Origin of the sequence: Acinetobacter gandensis (assembly GCF_001678755.1) — a bacterium.
Classification (GTDB): domain Bacteria; phylum Pseudomonadota; class Gammaproteobacteria; order Pseudomonadales; family Moraxellaceae; genus Acinetobacter; species Acinetobacter gandensis.
On record NZ_LZDS01000006.1, the window covers coordinates 43,727 to 60,152 of the forward strand.

Here is a 16,426-nt window from a genome sequence, read left to right on the forward strand (position 1 = left end):
CAGTGAGGATTCACTACCTAAGTAGTATACGCCGATGTTTAATTCAACGCCTTGATCTTTTCTACCCAAGTTTGCTTATCTTCATCTGATATGAATGACGCTTCAAATGAATTAATAGCAAGCTGTTTCAATTCATCATTATCTAATGCTAGCGCTTCTGCAATAGCAATAAAATTATCATTCATATAGCCACCAAAATATGATGGATCATCTGAATTGACAGTGACATGTACACCTTGCTGCAATAAGCGACGAATATTATGATCAGCCATATCATTCACCACACAAAGTTTTAAATTACTCAGTGGGCAAACGGTTAATGGCATTTTTTCAGCAATGAGACGCTGCATCAATTTAGGGTCTTCTTCAGAACGAACGCCATGATCGACACGGTTCACTTTTAATAAGTCTAGCGCTTCCCAAACGTATTCTGCGGGACCTTCTTCACCAGCATGTGCAACCACCAAGAAACCTTCTTCACGTGCTTGTGCAAATACACGCTCAAATTTAGAAGGTGGATGTCCAACCTCACTCGAATCTAAACCCACACCAATAATTTGATCTTTATATGGCAATGCTTGTTGCAATGTTTCAAATGCCGCTTCTTCTGACAAATGGCGTAAGAAGCACATAATCAAATGTGAGCTAATTCCAAATTTTGCTTTTGCATCGTCACAAGCACGTTGCAAACCATTTATAACTGTCGCAAATGCAACACCACGATCGGTATGGGTTTGTGGATCAAAGAACATCTCAGTATGAACCACATGATCTGCTGCACATTTTTTAAAATATGCCATCGCTAGATCATAGAAATCTTGTTCAACAATCAGGACATTTGCACCCGCATAATAAATGTCGAGGAATGATTGTAGATTGTGAAAGTTATATGCTTGTTTTACTTCCTCAACCGATTTATACGGGATTTCAATCTGGTTGCGCTGTGCTATAGCAAACATTAACTCAGGCTCAAATGTGCCTTCAATATGTACATGCAATTCAGCTTTAGGCATGCGTTGAATCAGCTCAAGTTGGTTCATATCCTAACCTCGTAAAATTCATGTTCAGAAAATAAAAAAGGGTGTAAACAACGTTTACACCCTCCTGTGTTTAGGGTGTATTAACCACCAAACAACGCAAATTTAAGTGCCCAAAGTACAGCAATAATCCATACCATATACGGTACAGTTGCTGCTTTACCTGTGAACAATTTCACTAATGCGTAGCTAATAAAGCCCATCGCAATACCGTCTGCAATTGAGTATGTAAACGGCATGAAAATAATCGTTAAAAATGCTGGAACGGCTTCAGTAATATCATCCCATTCAATGTGAACGATACCTTGAATCATCAACACACCAACGAACAGTAGTGCTGGCGCAGTCGCAAAACCAGGTACAGATTGTGCAAGCGGTGCCAAGAATAAACACAGCAAAAACAACACTGCAACAACAACAGCAGTTAAGCCAGTACGACCACCCGCAGCAACACCTGCAGAAGATTCAATATAAGGTGTTGTTGAAGATGTACCTAATGCAGCACCTGCAACAATCGCTGATGAGTCAGCAAATAACGCTTTTTTCAGACGTGGTAATTTTCCATCTTTTAACAAGCCTGCACGGTGAGAAACACCCACCAATGTACCTGTAGAGTCAAACAAATCGACTAAGAAGAAGACAAAAATTACACCAATCAAGCTTGCTTCAAACAAACCAGAGAAGTCCATTTGCATAAATGTCGGTGCAATTGATGGAATATGACCAACAACGCCTTGGAATTCATTAAAGCCAAACATGGTTGCAATAGCAGTAATTGCAAGGATACTGATGATGATCGCACCACGCACCTTGAACTGATGCATAATGACAATCAATAGGAAGCCAAGCAAAGCCAACAGTACAGATGGTTGACCCAAATCACCCAAGCCAACTAGAGTTGCTTCATTCTTCACAATAATGCCAGCATTTTTTAATGCAACTAAAGCAAGGAACAAACCAATACCACCGCCAATCGCAAGTTTAAGTGACATTGGGATTGAATTGACAATCGCCTCACGAATCTTAAACATACTGATTGCGATAAAGATTAAACCTGATACAAATACTGCTGCTAATGCAGTTTGCCAAGGTACACCCATTCCTAAACATACAGAATAAGTAAAGTACGCGTTTAATCCCATACCGGGCGCAAGTGCAATTGGATAGTTAGCTACAAGCCCCATAACCAAACAGCCGATAGCTGCGGCTAAACAGGTTGCAACGAAGACAGCCCCATGATCCATCCCTGTAGCGGACAAAATCATTGGATTGACAATAATGATGTAACACATCGTAAGGAATGTAGTTACACCTGCAATCACTTCTGTTTTAAACGTCGTTTTGTTTTCACTCAGTTTAAACAGGCGTTCAAGCATATTTTCGGAAGATGGATTAGGAGTCGTCATGACCTAGCCCCTATTAAGTAAACTTTATGCCTTTGGCATTCCACAAAATTAATCATGATGTTTTCCCATCATTAATTTTGTAGAAATTCTAGCAATGTACATGCCAGCAAGGCTGATTTAGGGTTTAAAACAATCCTTTTTTCAGCATATTACACACTGAAAAATGCAAACAAAAAAGCTGCATAACCATATGCAGCCTTATTTTAACTCCATTTAATCAGACTTAAATTCAATAAAATCTGACCAAATGTATGAGCAGCAAAATTATAACACATTGATTTTTTAATGTTTCCACAATTTCATCGCAATATTAATCTAGTAAATTTAAATCACTGTTTTAATTATATGTTTATGTATTATTATATATAAAAATAATGTATCTTGACCTATAAGCTATTATTTATGTCTTGTTTAGACATTGTTTCAGAATAAGCAAATTTTGCTTGTTCAGTACGATTAAAAGTCTGATCATCATATTCATTGAATACTTGATCAGCTTCCTGTTGCTTTTTTAATTCAGCATTTTTATAAACAGAAAACCCTAGATAGCAAACACTCAACATTAAGATTGGTATAATTAGTTTTTTCATAACTAAAAATTATTCTTGATTAAACTTTGAATTATCATAACAAAAATTACACATCATTATGTGACATAAATCACACTATTTTGAATTATTTTTAATATTCTTTGCTGTTTTGTGTATAAACCGTAAAAAATGTAATTCAATTTTCACGTTAAGTTTGTGTGATCCATGCCAAGATTCAGGTATTTTAGTCTTTTTTATTTATTAAAAAATTATAAAAAACAATTATATTCAATGACTTAATCTTATTTTTAAGATTCTATTATTTTTGAATGGTATAAACGCATTTTATATTCTGATACACAACTTGAGAATTTTGCGATCAATGTCATTTTATTTGTCTTCTTATCGAAAAATTTACTTTCCGATAAGTGGCTGATCAGCACTCAACACAAATCGCTAAAAAATACCACACCTCAAATTTATTAATAAAATTCAAAGTGTGGCATTGCTAAAATGTAAAATTAAGCTGCTTGTTCATCACGCTTAAAGACCAATTCACCTTTAAGTGAACTCTCCGCATCAAAATAATAACCATCAGTATTGAAGGATTTGATGTCTTCTGCTCGTTCAATTTTATTTTCGAGTAAATAACGCGCCATGAGTCCGCGTGCTTTTTTAGCATAGAAACTAATGACTTTATACTTTCCATTTTTTTGATCAAGGAATACAGGCTTAATAATTTCAGCTTTGATCTTCGACTCTTTCACAGACTTGTAGTATTCATCAGAGGCAATATTCACCAGAAGTTCTGATTCAGCCTGTGCCAAATCTGTATTAATGGTCTCTGTAATCGTATTACCCCAAAACTCATATAAGTTATTGCCGCGAGTATTTTTAAGTTTGGTTCCCATTTCCAAACGATAAGGCATCATTAAATCAAGCGGTCGTAATAAACCATAAAGGCCTGACAACATACGTAAATGTTTTTGAGCATAATCAATATCTTGCTTCTCTAACTGATATGCATTTAAGCCTGTATACACATCACCTTTAAAGGCAAAAATAGCTTGACGGGCATTCGCAAAATTAAATTCAGGTTGCCAATCACGGAAACGCTCTGCATTTAGAGTGGCTATTTTTTCGCTTACGCTCATTAAACTGGCAATTTCACTTGCGGATAATTTGCTAGCCACTTCAATTAATTCTTGAGAGTGATCAAGCAACCGTGGTTGGGTAAATTTTTCTGTCGGTAATGCAGTTTCATAATCCAAAGTTTTTGCAGGAGAAATTAAAGCGAGCATAAACAACCTGATTAAATTTTAATTAAATAAACTATAACAGTTGCGTTATTTCAAAGCCAATCTGTGTTTTTGATAAACATAATCTGTAAACTATGCGACTCTCCCGCTTTCACATTTTAGTCATTATGTCAGAACAACTGTTCATTCAAGGGCCTGTTGGTCAGCTTGAAATTTTTATTGATTATCCACAGGGTGAAGTGAAAGGATTCGCGGTAGTTACACACCCTCACCCACTGCAAGGTGGCACACCACAGCACAAAGTCCCTGTACTTTTAGCGCAAATGTTTTTAGAACGTGGTTATGTGGTTTATCGTCCTAGTTTTCGTGGTTCTGGCCAAAGTGCTGGAATACATGATGAAGGTAATGGTGAAACCAAAGACACCATGCTAGTGATTGAATATGCACGCAGCCAACATCCTAACTTGCCATTTTATGCAGGTGGTTTTAGTTTTGGTGCGAATGTAATGACAAAATGCTATGCGTTGTTACCTGTCGAATTACAACCTGTACAGACCATTTTATGTGGTTTACCAACCACGACAGTTGCAGGTGTTCGTCACTATGTAACCCCTCATATTAAGGGTGATATTCTCTTTATCCATGGTGAAGAAGATAATGTAACCCTGTTGTCTGATTTAATTCAGTGGGCTAAACCTCAGCGCCATTTAATTACCGTTTTACCGGGTGCAAATCATTTCTTTACGGGTTACTTAAAACAGCTCCGTATTGCAATTTCGCGCTTTTTGGTTTGATCCAAACGCTTATCAGAATGGATAAAATTAAAAGTCAGCGCCGCTGGCTTTTTTATTGTTAATTCTCTGTCATTTCTTAAAATCTCTAACTTTCAAACTGAACTTGATTGAATGTTTAATTGCTGATGGCAAAGCAAATAGAAGAACAAGACTAAAAGACATTTATAAAATGTCAGAATGAGATATTGTTTTAAATATAACTTTTCATTAAAAATACAGAAAAATATACAACAATAATTTTCCGAGGGGAAACATGAAATTTATCATCGCCATAATAGCCAGTATGGTCATTGCAGTGTTGGTTTATTACTTTAATTCAAAGTCAGAAGCCCCAACAGTTGTTCCAGCCTCCACTGTCTCTGCTGAAAGTGGTCCTAAAGCTTATTTAACCGCATCTTATAAAATGAATACAAGGTCGAGACTTCAACTTGAAGATGGTATATGACTTTCCAAATACAGATATATGCCAAGCTCAATTCAATAGTTCTGAATCAAGTAGCATGATTTCAACATTCAAACAGCGCTGTGACAACGATTCAGTTTGCCAAGCTGCTGAAGTTTCTTCGTGTTCAACGTTTACCGATCAAAAATACAAAGACATGCTCGATAAAAATTATCATGATACGCACTATATTCATATTAGTGATCCTAAAATCTCTAATCAGCGTGGTGTGATTGTATTTTGGGGTTTGAATGAAAGTGAAGCATCAGGCATGTGTGACCATATGAAAAAAGGCAATCGTACAATTAACCCTCTGATTATTGAATGTTTATAAAACGCTCTTCAACAAATAAAAAAAGCAGCTGATTGCTGCTTTTTTTGATTTCTGTTCTTAACACGCTACTTATTAATGGTTTTCCATTGAAATTCGCTATAGCTTTCATTTTCCTTTAAAGTATTTTCAACCGCTTGTGCTAATTGATTCAGCAAACTTTGTTCAGTAATTCTATCTAGCCAGTCTTGATCTTCATCTGGATAAGAGGTGATTTCACAGACCAAACGACCCGCCTCGTCTTTGCCTTGGCACATGACAGAAAGTGGCAATTCATGTTGATCAACACTTACTGCAATTTGGTCACCACTTTGCGAAAGGGTTTGAAAACCATATTTCTCAAGCTTACTTGCTAAAAACTCAGCCACTTGAGTTTGAGTATCCACCGTCGTATCCGCAAGATCTTGTTCACTGTTTGCAGTAAATTGTAGTTTTCTCATTACGCTATCCAAAGGCTTTATTGTTGTATGGTTTTAGCATAAGCAATAAATACAAAACAGCCAAGCATTTGCTTGGCTGTTGTCTAACAAATATACAATTTCTGTGAAATATTTTTTATTCACTTACTGCAATTTCAAGACCTGCTTGCGTTGTAAGCTCAGTAAATGTTGGGAAACTTGTTGCAACAGTTTCTGTACCCAGAATATTAATTTCACCAGAAGTTCGTAAACCTGCCATAGAGAAGCTCATGGCAATACGGTGATCATGATGTGATTCAATTTGACCACCTGTGAAAATAGCACCCCACTCACCAGACTTACCTTTACCTTCAATGATAATGCCATCGTCAGTCGGTGTGCATTCAATACCCATAATTTTCAGGCCATCCGCCATCACTTGAATACGGTCTGACTCTTTTACGCGCAGTTCAGCTGCACCTGTTAAAATTGTTTGACCTTCCGCACATGCAGCAGCAATAAATAATGCTGGGAATTCATCAATCGCCAATGGCACTTGATCTTCTGGCATATGAATGCCTTTGAGTGTACGTGAACCACGAATACGAATGTCTGCAATTGGTTCGCCGCCTGCAATACGTTCATTCTCTACCGTCAGGTCAGCACCCATTTGTTTTAAAATTTCAATCACACCAGTACGTGTCGGGTTAATCCCCACCGCTTCCAGAGTGACATCCGAACCTTCGGTAATTGCTGCACCAACCATAAAGAATGCAGCTGATGAAATATCTGATGGAACTTGAATATCAGTACCCACCAGCTTTCCACCGCCTTGCAGTGAAATACGGTTACCCTCAGTTTTCACTTCATAACCAAAAGCACGCAGCATACGCTCTGAATGGTCGCGTGTAGGTTCAGGTTCAGTCACAACTGTTTCACCATCAGCCCATAAACCTGCCAATAAAATACCTGATTTTACTTGTGCAGATGCCATTGGCAAGTCGTAATGAATCCCCTTTAGCTTTTGACTTCCTGAAATCGAAACTGGTGGTGTACCACGTTCACCTGTAGTCTGAATTTGCGCACCCATTTCACGTAAAGGTTTTGCAATACGTTCCATTGGGCGTTTAGACAATGAAGCATCGCCCGTCATAACCGAGTCAAACTGTTGTGCAGATAACATGCCTGAAAGCAGACGCATTGAAGTACCCGAGTTACCCATATATAACGCACTTGCAGGCGCTTTTAAGCCATGCATGCCTACGCCATGAATGGTGACTTCACCATTTTTCGGGCCTTCAATACTCACGCCCATATCACGGAAAGCTTGTAATGTTGCTAACGCGTCTTCACCTTCAAGGAAACCTGTTACATGGGTCGTTCCCTCTGCAATAGCACCAAACATGATGGAACGGTGTGACACAGATTTATCACCTGGCACAGTAAATTTACCTTGGAATTTTTTAGCGCCCGGTAAAATTTTGAATTGCTGTGTCGTCACTTTGTTTTTCTCCATCAGTGGTTTCTTTGCGAGCATGTGATTGAAATGCTGACGTGCTGCTTGTGCATGCCCCAGCAATCCCATCAATGCTTGTGAATTTTCATCTTCAATCAGTTTACGTAGAACGGCCAATTGTCTTTCAAAGCCATCCACCGCATTTAAAATTGCCTTTTTATTAGCAAAAAAGATGTCATGCCACATATGTGGGTCGCTTGCAGCAATTCGTGAAAAATCACGAAAGCCACCAGCGGCATAACGGAAAATATCTAAATTGTCTTCTCGGTTAGCCAGCTGCTCTACCAAGTTAAATGCCATTAAATGTGGAAGATGACTGGTATGGGCCAACACTTCATCGTGTTTTTCCACATCCATACAAATCACTTCCGCTTTGGCAGCTTGCCACAATCGAATCAGTTTCTCTACTGCCCAGTCTGCACTGCTTGGTAACGGCGTCAAAATGACTTTGTGATTTGCGAATAAATCAACCTTACCTGCGTGTACACCAGTATGCTCAGCGCCTGCAATTGGATGACCTGGAACAAAACCAGCTGGCAATTGCTCACCATAAACCGCTTTGGCAGCATCAACAACATTGCCCTTGGTGCTACCAACATCTGTAATAATGGTCTGTTCAGACAAATACGGTTTGATAATTTCCAAAACTTTTTGCGTTGCACGGACAGGCAATGCAAGAACCACTAGGTCTGCACCTTTGACCGCTTCAGCAGGATCACTATAACCCTGTTGAATTAGACCTAAAGTTTTGGCATCTTCCAAAGTTTTTTGTGAACGCGTAGACGCCACAATTTCTTTGGCTAAGCCTTCTGCAACAATGACACGAGCCAAACTTGAGCCAATTAGCCCAAGCCCAATAAAAGCAACTTTTTCGAATAGTGGCACAGACATAACTTACGCTTTTGCCTCTAGGCCCAACACTTTATCCAATGCAGCGAGGAATTTTGCATTTTCAGCTTCAGTGCCAATAGACACACGAAGATGTTCTGCAATACCTACAGGACGTACAATCACACCTTCTTTTAATAAAGCGTTGAATGTTTGTGCAGGATCTGCTTTTACATTCACCAAAATGAAGTTGGCACGTGAAGGTACATAGTCCAAACCTAAAGCCTCAAAACCTGCTTCAAGTTGAGCCATACCTGCTTTATTGACAACACGTGATTTTTCAATAAACGCGTCATCTTTAAGTGCAGCAACCGCAGCAACCATTGCTAAATGGTTGACGTTGAACGGCTGACGAATACGATTTAAGAAGTCCGTCACTTCAACTGACGCGAGTGCAAACCCAACTCGTAGTGCAGCCAGGCCATAGCACTTAGACATGGTGCGGCTCACAATTAAGTTTGCGTATTGATCTAAGAATTTTAAGCTGTTGAAGTTTTCTGGGAAATATTCCACATACGCTTCATCGAGTACCACAATCACATTTGCAGGCACATTTTGCATGAACTCTTCAAATTCAGCTTCTTCAAACCAAGTCCCTGTTGGGTTATTTGGATTGGCAATGAAGATCAATTTAGTATTAGCTTTAACCGCAGCAGCCATTGCCTCTAGATCATGTGAGAAGCCTTTCGCAGGGACTTCAATTGCTTCAGCATTAATTGCTTGAGTCACCAAACTATAAACAGCAAATGCATGTTGGCTATAAACAACTGAATCATTTTCAGAAACGAATGCGCGAGCAAAAATTTCCAGAAGATCGTTTGAACCATTACCCAAAGTAATACGGTTATGCGCTACACCAAATTGTTTTTCAACTTGGTCTTTTAGAATAAAACCGCCACCATCCGGATATCGACCAATTTCAGCAAGTTCAGCAGCAACAGCTTCTTTAACTTTACCTGAACAACCCAATGGGTTTTCATTTGATGCGAGTTTGACGATATCAGTAATACCCAACTCACGCTCAAGTTCACTAATTGGTTTACCTGGTTGATAAGGCTTTAACTTTGCAATGCCTTCATTGGCTGGGACAAACGTCATTTTACACTTCCGGTTATTTCAAGTGATGAAGGTGATCAACTCCTGTTGAAGCTGATCACAGTTGTGATCTTAAAGAACAGCAATCGGATATGAACCCAATACACGAATTTCTTTTACTAACGGACGAATTTCTTCAATTGCCGCTTTCACGTTTTCTTGCTCAACATGACCTTCTAAGTCCACAAAAAATACATAAGCCCATTTTTCAGGCAATGCAGGACGGGTTTCGATACTGGTTAAGCTGATGTTGTGCTTGGCAAACGGTGCAAGAATTTCAAGTAATGCCCCTGCACGGTCATGTGCAGAAATCAACAATGAAGTTTTATCATTGCCCGATTGCGGTACTTTCTCACGGCCAATCACTAAGAAACGTGTGGTGTTTTCTGGGTTGTCTTCAATATTGCTATGCAAAATTTCTAGATTGTAGATATTCGCTGCCACTTCAGATGCAATTGCAGCAGAGTGCCATTCATTACGAATACGACGCGCAGCTTCTGCGTTTGAGCTTAAAGCCACACGTTCTACACCTGGATAATGTGCATCTAACCAACTACGGCATTGTGCTAACGTTTGTTGGTGCGCATAGATTTGCTTAATGCTGTCTTTACGAGTGTTTTCAGACACCAGAAATTGGTGATGAATACGAAGTTCAACTTCACCAATCACATTGAGATGTGAAGATTTGAAGCAATCTAGGGTATGGTTCACTACACCTTCAGATGAGTTTTCAACTGGCACTAAACCATAGTGTGCACTGCCTGCTTCAACTTCGCGGAATACTTCATCAATCGTTGGAAGTGGGCGAACAACAGCATCTTGACCAAAATGTTTTAAAACAGCCGAATGCGTATAAGTTCCAACTGGACCTAAGAACGCAATACTTTGTGGTGCTTCAAGTGCAAGACACGCCGACATGATCTCACGGAATAAACGTGCCATAGTCACATCAGACAAAGGCCCTTCATTACGATCCATAACTTTACGTAAAACTTGTGCTTCACGTTCAGGACGATAAAACAGTGGATTCTCTTCAGCAGCAAATTTTGCTTTTGCAACTGCTTCTGCCAGTTTCGCACGACGGTTGATAAGTTGTTGAATCTGCATATCAACAGAGTCAATATCATCACGAATCTGAACCAAGTCAAGAGAAGTCGTAGTGTTCTGATCATCGTGGATCATTGTTATGTCGCCCTTCAAAAATATTTTGCAAACAGTATAACAATAGTTAGCTTTCAATTGTTGCGCAATACGACTTTGATTGATTCAGTCTTAAAAACATACAGTTGATTAAACCATCATCAGTTCAACTGAAGAACCAAAACAGGTAAATTGATCAACTTAGCAATTTTTGTTGAATATGAATTGAAAGAACCATCATTCGGAGAATTTGGACATTTTTAAATAAAATTTCTTAGCAAAAGTTCAAGCCAAATAATCTTTAAAACAAACCTAAGTAATCTGTGCCACATACCAGCTAAAAGACTCTACATACTGCAATAACTTGAAACGAATACAGGTGATTTAAAACAAACTGTCATTGGTCATCTTTTCAGTGATTTATGCTTTACCATCACCTAATATTTACAGACGTTGACGCATTGATAACAAATAAGACAGACATTTATCTGAATTTAGATATAGTCGTTTAGAACTAAAACAAAAATAGTCTCAAAGGGTACGGTTATGCACAAAAGAATTGCTGTGTTGGTGACCTATGATTTTGAAGATGTCGAATATATTGAACCTGTAGAGGCATTCAGAGCTGCTCGACATAGTATTATCAATATCGAAGAACAGGTCGGTAAAATTGTTTATGGGATGAAACGCCAATCCCAAATCACCATTGATCAAAGCATTGATGATGCTTCCGTACATGAATTTGATGCGCTGTTTATACCGGGTGGATTTTCACCTGACAAACTCGCTTTGGATGATCGATTTTTATATTTCGTTCGTCACTTTGCTGATAGCCAAAAACCTATTCTGACCAGCTGTCATGGCCCTTTACTGTTATTAGAGGCAGGTGTCGTCAAAGGTCGACATTTGGCTAATATTCAAACATTAAATGAAGACTTATTAGAAGCAGGTGCTGTTTTATCCGATTTACCTGTCGTCAATGACTGTAATTTATATATTACCTCACGCAGCACATCGGACACACCTAAGTTTATAGATGTGTGTTTACAAGTGTTGGGGCAACCACACCCGCCTATTCAATAATTTCAGTCTTATATTGAACAAAAAAAAGCGGAACTGAATCCGCTTTTTTATTCACAAAGACTAATTCAAAGAAACCTTTATCTGCTGTTACTTAACGACCTAAAATACTACGTGCAACAATCTCTTTCATAATTTCATTCGTACCGCCGTAGATCTGTTGGATACGTGCATCTACAAAGAAACGTGATATCGGATATTCCGTCATGTAGCCATAACCGCCAAATAACTGCAACAAATTATCGGCAACTTTCATTTGCATATCCGTAGCGAAACTCTTCAACGCAGCCGCAGTTTCAACATCAAGTTTACCTTGCATATACAATTCTACGTTTTGGTTATAAAAAGCTGCTGTTGCCAGTTCATCAATTTTTGCTTGCGCCAAAACAAAACGTGTATTTTGGAATTGACCAATTGCCTGCCCAAATGCTTGGCGTTCTTTTACATATTGCGTTGCCACATCAATTGAACCACGAATAGCACCAATTGCAGTCGAAGCAATTGCTGTACGTTCTCGTGGAAGCTCTTGCATTAAATATGCAAAACCATGCCCTGCCTGCCCTAAAAGTTGTTCCTTTGGTACTTTGACATTGTCATAGAAAAGCTCAGATGTATCTTGTGCATGTAAGCCAATTTTGTCTAGATTCGTGCCTTTCTTAAAGCCTTCTAAATGCGTATCGACCAATAACAGCGATACACCTTTGGCACGTGCTTGAGGATCTGTTTTTGCGGCTAATACTACTAAGTCAGCATGCTGGCCATTTGAAATAAAGGTTTTTGAACCATTTAAAAGATAATGATCACCTTGCAAAATTGCACTACTGCGCATGGACTGTAAATCTGAACCTGCACCCGGTTCAGTCATCCCAATTGCGCCCACCACTTCACCGCTAACCATTTTCGGTAGCCAATATTGCTTTTGTTCTTCATTGGCAATATGCAGAATATATGGCGCCGCAATTTCAGAATGACATGAAATACCGGTAGATAGAGCACTAAAGCCAGCACGAGCAGATTCTTCCACCAACATGAGTGAATAATGTGTCGGAACGCCATAACCACCATATTCTTCAGGAACATCTACACATAAGAAACCATTTTCACCCAACGCACTCCACACAGAACGCGGCATGATGCCCTCTCGTTCCCATTGCTCATAATGTGGTGCGACCTGCTCAGCTAAAAAGCGGCGGAAATTATCACGAAATAATTCTAAATCTGCATCATACGCCAGCATATTATTGCTTCCTTGTATTTCAATTTGTTGTTTTGTTGAGCCACATCCTATTGCACTTTTAAGGTAGCGTCATGCTGAAAAACTAAAGCGTTCAAAATTATTCATCATCATTTAAGCTTAAAAAAAAGGAAGCCGAAGCTTCCTTTTATCACAGCACAATCAGCATATGCTTTTATGCATGATTTGCTTCACTTGCCATTTGCTTATCAATTTCTTCAGGGTTAGCCAAAGCATAGTCCAATTTTTCTTTGTCTAATTGACCCACCCATTTTGCAACCACCAATGTTGCTAATGAGTTACCCACAAGGTTAGTCAACGCACGAGCTTCTGACATGAAACGGTCAATACCAAGAATCAATGCCAAACCAGCAACAGGAATATGACCAACAGCAGACAATGTTGCAGCCATAACAATGAAGCCTGAACCTGTTACACCAGCAGCACCTTTAGATGAAATCAATAACACCAATAACAAGGTAATTTGGTGAGAGATATCAAGTGGTGTATTTGTTGCTTGTGCAATAAAGATCGCAGCCATGGTTAAGTAAATTGAAGTACCGTCTAAGTTAAATGAATAACCTGTTGGAATAACCAAGCCTACAACTGATTTTTCAGCGCCTGCAAGCTCAAGTTTTTTCAACATACGCGGCAGTACAGATTCAGAAGATGATGTACCCAATACAATCAATAACTCTTCACGAATCATACGAATCATTTTCAAAATACTGAAACCGCAAATACGTGCAATCGTACCCAGTACAAGGAAAATAAACAGTAAACAAGTAATATAGAAACAGATGATCAATTGACCCAATTGAGCCAATGAACCGATACCATATTTACCAATGGTAAATGCCATTGCACCGAACGCACCAATTGGCGCAAGTTTCATGATCATGTTTACGATGTTAAAGAACACGTGAGAAACTTGATCGATGAATTTCAATACAGGTTTACCTGCATCACCCAATTTATGTAGCGCGAAACCAAATAAAATAGCGAATAACAATACTTGTAGAATTTCACCTTCAGCGAAAGCACCCACAACAGTATTCGGAATAATATTCATGAAGAAGTCGATGGTCGACTGAGATTCACCTGAAGCAACATATTTAGAAATACCTGAGGTATCTAATGTTGCAGGGTCAATGTTCATGCCTACGCCTGGTTTTGCAATGTTAATTACAAGCAAACCAATAATCAGTGCGATAGTCGAAACGATTTCAAAGTAAAGTAAAGCAACACCACCGGTTTTACCGACAGATTTCATGCTTTCCATACCCGCGATACCACTTACAACGGTACAGAAAATTACTGGGGCGATGATCATTTTGATCAAACGAATGAATGCATCACCTAAAGGTTTAAGTTGCTCACCTAAACCTGGAACATATTGCTCTGCACCATTAATAATTTGCGTACCGCTTGGTGAGAAATGCCCCACTAAGATACCCGCAATAATGGCAACAATCACTTGAAAATACAGCGACTTATAAATTGGTTTTTTAGCCATGACATTACTTCACGATATATTTCTAAGCTAGAAATATTCAGTTTTTGTCTATTTTCAAAAAATAAACAGCCCAAAACTCTTTTATCCACGTAAAAGAGCACCAAAGCATCTAGAACACTAAATACTGTAAAAAAACTAAACTGTGCACGAGTGATGAAATTGCGATCACTTCAGGACCTGACATCAAATCAGTGAATTGAACAGGAGATGAAACACATACTAAAGTAGGTTAAATTTTACCTGTTTTTTATTGGCTTGTTTTGCTGCAAATGTTAATTTGGGTTAAATAATAATCACAACTCATTATACTATAGTCTAATAAAGCCCATTTTTAACCATAATATAAAGCTGAAAAATACCAACTATAGAAGTAAACTATCCTTAAGTCCTAGTTTTAAGCCGAATTTTTACATGAACAATAAACGAAATATCTATAAAGATTTTGAACATCCATTTGCCCAATTTGTTCGAATTGTGGGTAAAGGTAAAAATGGGGCCCGTTCACTGACTTATGATGAAGCCTATCAAGCATTCAGCATGATCTTAAAAGATGAAGTTTTAGACGTACAATTAGGCGCTTTTTTAATGTTATTGCGCGTAAAAGAAGAATCTGTAGATGAATTAACGGGTTTTGTACAAGCAACACGTGATCAACTCAGCTTTAAACCGCTTGATGTCGATTTAGATTGGTCATCCTATGCAGGCAAACGTAAACATTATCCATGGTTTTTATTGGCAGCATTAACACTTGCAAAACATGGTTATAAAATTGTGATGCATGGTGCATCTGGTCACACCATTAACCGCCTTTATACCGAAGAAGTATTAGAGTATTTGGGTTTTCCTATTTGCCAAAATGACCAAGATGTGGAACAACAACTCAAAGAACGCAGTTTTGCCTATATTCCGCTCGAAGTCATCTCCCCAATTTTAAGTGAACTAATTTCTTTAAGGAATGTGATGGGTTTACGCTCACCAATTCATACGCTTGCGCGCTTAATTAATCCCTTTAATGCAAAAGCCACTATGCAAGCAATTTTCCACCCAGCCTACCGCAGCTCACACCAACGCGCAGCATTTCAATTGGGCTATCAAAACAGTGCTGTCATTAAAGGCGAAGGTGGTGAGTTTGAGCGCAATCCAGATGCTAAAACGTTAATCTGCGGTATTAAAGCTGGTCAATTATACGAACACGAATTGCCAAAACTTACGGACAATCGTAGTCCGATTGAGGAAGAGTTAGATCTTGCTGTATTTAAAGCAGTTTGGGAAGGCCAGCAAGATCATGCTTATGGTGCAGTAGCTGTCCCTGAAACCATCGGAATTGCCTTATATACGATGGGTGTTTGTGAAAGTTATGACGAAGCAATGTTAAAGGCCAAACAACTTTGGGAAAATCGTAATTCTAAAATCTAATTTGATGATTCCACACATACCCAAAAAAATTAGGATAAAAAAAAGACACATCAGTGTCTTTTTTTCTAAGAATACTTAGACAAAACGAATTGGCTTGAACTCTGGCTCTTCAACATGTGAATCGCAATGTTCATCTTCTTCTTTCGTACCACGGTCAATATAACCGCTACGCTCTTCTTCAGGTAGATGTTTAATTTCCCAAGCATAAACTGCTTGCATGCAAATTTGACGTTGCTCTTTAGTTAAAACAACACCGTTTGGCCATTTACCGATTTCAATTGCTGTTTTAAGACGAGCCACAATTTCAGGATCGAGTACAGTCAGCATTTGTTCAATATTCATAT

The 16,426-nt window shown here is 38.7% G+C and carries 16 protein-coding genes; 5 read left to right on the forward strand and 11 right to left on the reverse strand.

Annotated elements, in window-relative coordinates; translation table 11 throughout:
- Positions 1-38: 38 nt before the first annotated feature.
- The 4 genes from A9J31_RS03805 to yaaA form a co-directional block, all read right to left on the reverse strand.
- On the reverse strand, positions 39-1,040 hold the full coding sequence (locus A9J31_RS03805; RefSeq protein WP_067762637.1) for an adenosine deaminase: 1,002 nt from the start codon (positions 1,038-1,040) through the stop codon (positions 39-41).
- Between the two features lie 80 nt (positions 1,041-1,120).
- Positions 1,121-2,443 carry an NCS2 family permease gene (locus A9J31_RS03810; RefSeq protein ID WP_067762638.1) on the reverse strand — a complete coding sequence of 441 codons (1,323 nt, stop codon included), beginning with the start codon at positions 2,441-2,443 and terminating at the stop codon, positions 1,121-1,123.
- A gap of 386 nt (positions 2,444-2,829) precedes the next feature.
- Positions 2,830-3,033 (reverse strand): hypothetical protein, encoded by a 204-nt coding sequence (locus tag A9J31_RS03815; RefSeq protein WP_067762639.1) that lies wholly within the window; start codon positions 3,031-3,033, stop codon positions 2,830-2,832.
- Between the two features lie 461 nt (positions 3,034-3,494).
- Entirely contained in the window at positions 3,495-4,274 is a 780-nt protein-coding gene (yaaA, locus tag A9J31_RS03820) for a peroxide stress protein YaaA (RefSeq protein WP_067762640.1), read from the reverse strand.
- Between the two features lie 125 nt (positions 4,275-4,399).
- Between yaaA and A9J31_RS03825 the strand changes: the two genes are divergently transcribed.
- From A9J31_RS03825 to A9J31_RS03835, 3 genes are all read left to right on the forward strand, one after another.
- A complete protein-coding gene (locus A9J31_RS03825; RefSeq protein WP_067762641.1) occupies positions 4,400-5,026 on the forward strand; it encodes an alpha/beta hydrolase in 627 nt (208 codons plus the stop codon).
- A gap of 253 nt (positions 5,027-5,279) precedes the next feature.
- Positions 5,280-5,471, forward strand: a complete 192-nt coding sequence (locus tag A9J31_RS03830) for a hypothetical protein (protein WP_067762642.1) — start codon at positions 5,280-5,282, stop codon at positions 5,469-5,471.
- Positions 5,455-5,802 carry a hypothetical protein gene (locus A9J31_RS03835; protein WP_150923059.1) on the forward strand — a complete coding sequence of 116 codons (348 nt, stop codon included), beginning with the start codon at positions 5,455-5,457 and terminating at the stop codon, positions 5,800-5,802. The genes A9J31_RS03830 and A9J31_RS03835 overlap by 17 nt, the downstream gene beginning before the upstream one ends.
- A 65-nt stretch (positions 5,803-5,867) precedes the next feature.
- Here the strand turns inward: A9J31_RS03835 and A9J31_RS03840 are convergent, their stop codons facing one another.
- The 4 genes from A9J31_RS03840 to pheA form a co-directional block, all read right to left on the reverse strand.
- Positions 5,868-6,239, reverse strand: coding sequence for a hypothetical protein (locus A9J31_RS03840; protein WP_067762644.1), 372 nt, complete (start codon positions 6,237-6,239; stop codon positions 5,868-5,870).
- 115 nt (positions 6,240-6,354) lie between these two features.
- On the reverse strand, positions 6,355-8,604 hold the full coding sequence (locus tag A9J31_RS03845; RefSeq protein WP_067762645.1) for a bifunctional prephenate dehydrogenase/3-phosphoshikimate 1-carboxyvinyltransferase: 2,250 nt from the start codon (positions 8,602-8,604) through the stop codon (positions 6,355-6,357).
- 3 nt (positions 8,605-8,607) lie between these two features.
- Positions 8,608-9,699, reverse strand: coding sequence for a histidinol-phosphate transaminase (gene hisC, locus A9J31_RS03850; RefSeq protein ID WP_067762646.1), 1,092 nt, complete (start codon positions 9,697-9,699; stop codon positions 8,608-8,610).
- Between the two features lie 69 nt (positions 9,700-9,768).
- Positions 9,769-10,878: a prephenate dehydratase gene (gene pheA / locus A9J31_RS03855; RefSeq protein WP_067762647.1), complete on the reverse strand. Its 1,110-nt coding sequence runs from the start codon at positions 10,876-10,878 to the stop codon at positions 9,769-9,771.
- Positions 10,879-11,382: 504 nt separating this feature from the next.
- Between pheA and A9J31_RS03860 the strand changes: the two genes are divergently transcribed.
- Complete coding sequence (locus A9J31_RS03860; RefSeq protein WP_067762648.1) at positions 11,383-11,919, forward strand: DJ-1/PfpI family protein; 537 nt, start codon at positions 11,383-11,385, stop codon at positions 11,917-11,919.
- Positions 11,920-12,010: 91 nt separating this feature from the next.
- Here the strand turns inward: A9J31_RS03860 and A9J31_RS03865 are convergent, their stop codons facing one another.
- Both A9J31_RS03865 and A9J31_RS03870 read right to left on the reverse strand, forming a co-directional pair.
- Positions 12,011-13,153 carry an acyl-CoA dehydrogenase family protein gene (locus tag A9J31_RS03865; protein ID WP_067762649.1) on the reverse strand — a complete coding sequence of 381 codons (1,143 nt, stop codon included), beginning with the start codon at positions 13,151-13,153 and terminating at the stop codon, positions 12,011-12,013.
- A 172-nt stretch (positions 13,154-13,325) separates the two neighbouring features.
- On the reverse strand, positions 13,326-14,666 hold the full coding sequence (locus tag A9J31_RS03870; RefSeq protein WP_067762650.1) for a dicarboxylate/amino acid:cation symporter: 1,341 nt from the start codon (positions 14,664-14,666) through the stop codon (positions 13,326-13,328).
- 411 nt (positions 14,667-15,077) lie between these two features.
- Here A9J31_RS03870 and A9J31_RS03875 point away from each other — a divergent pair, with 411 nt between their 5' ends.
- Positions 15,078-16,082 (forward strand): glycosyl transferase family protein, encoded by a 1,005-nt coding sequence (locus A9J31_RS03875; protein WP_067762651.1) that lies wholly within the window; start codon positions 15,078-15,080, stop codon positions 16,080-16,082.
- Between the two features lie 75 nt (positions 16,083-16,157).
- On the opposite strand, the gene A9J31_RS03880 is transcribed toward A9J31_RS03875, so the two are convergent.
- Positions 16,158-16,424, reverse strand: coding sequence for a YeaC family protein (locus A9J31_RS03880; RefSeq protein WP_067762652.1), 267 nt, complete (start codon positions 16,422-16,424; stop codon positions 16,158-16,160).
- Positions 16,425-16,426 lie beyond the last annotated feature (2 nt).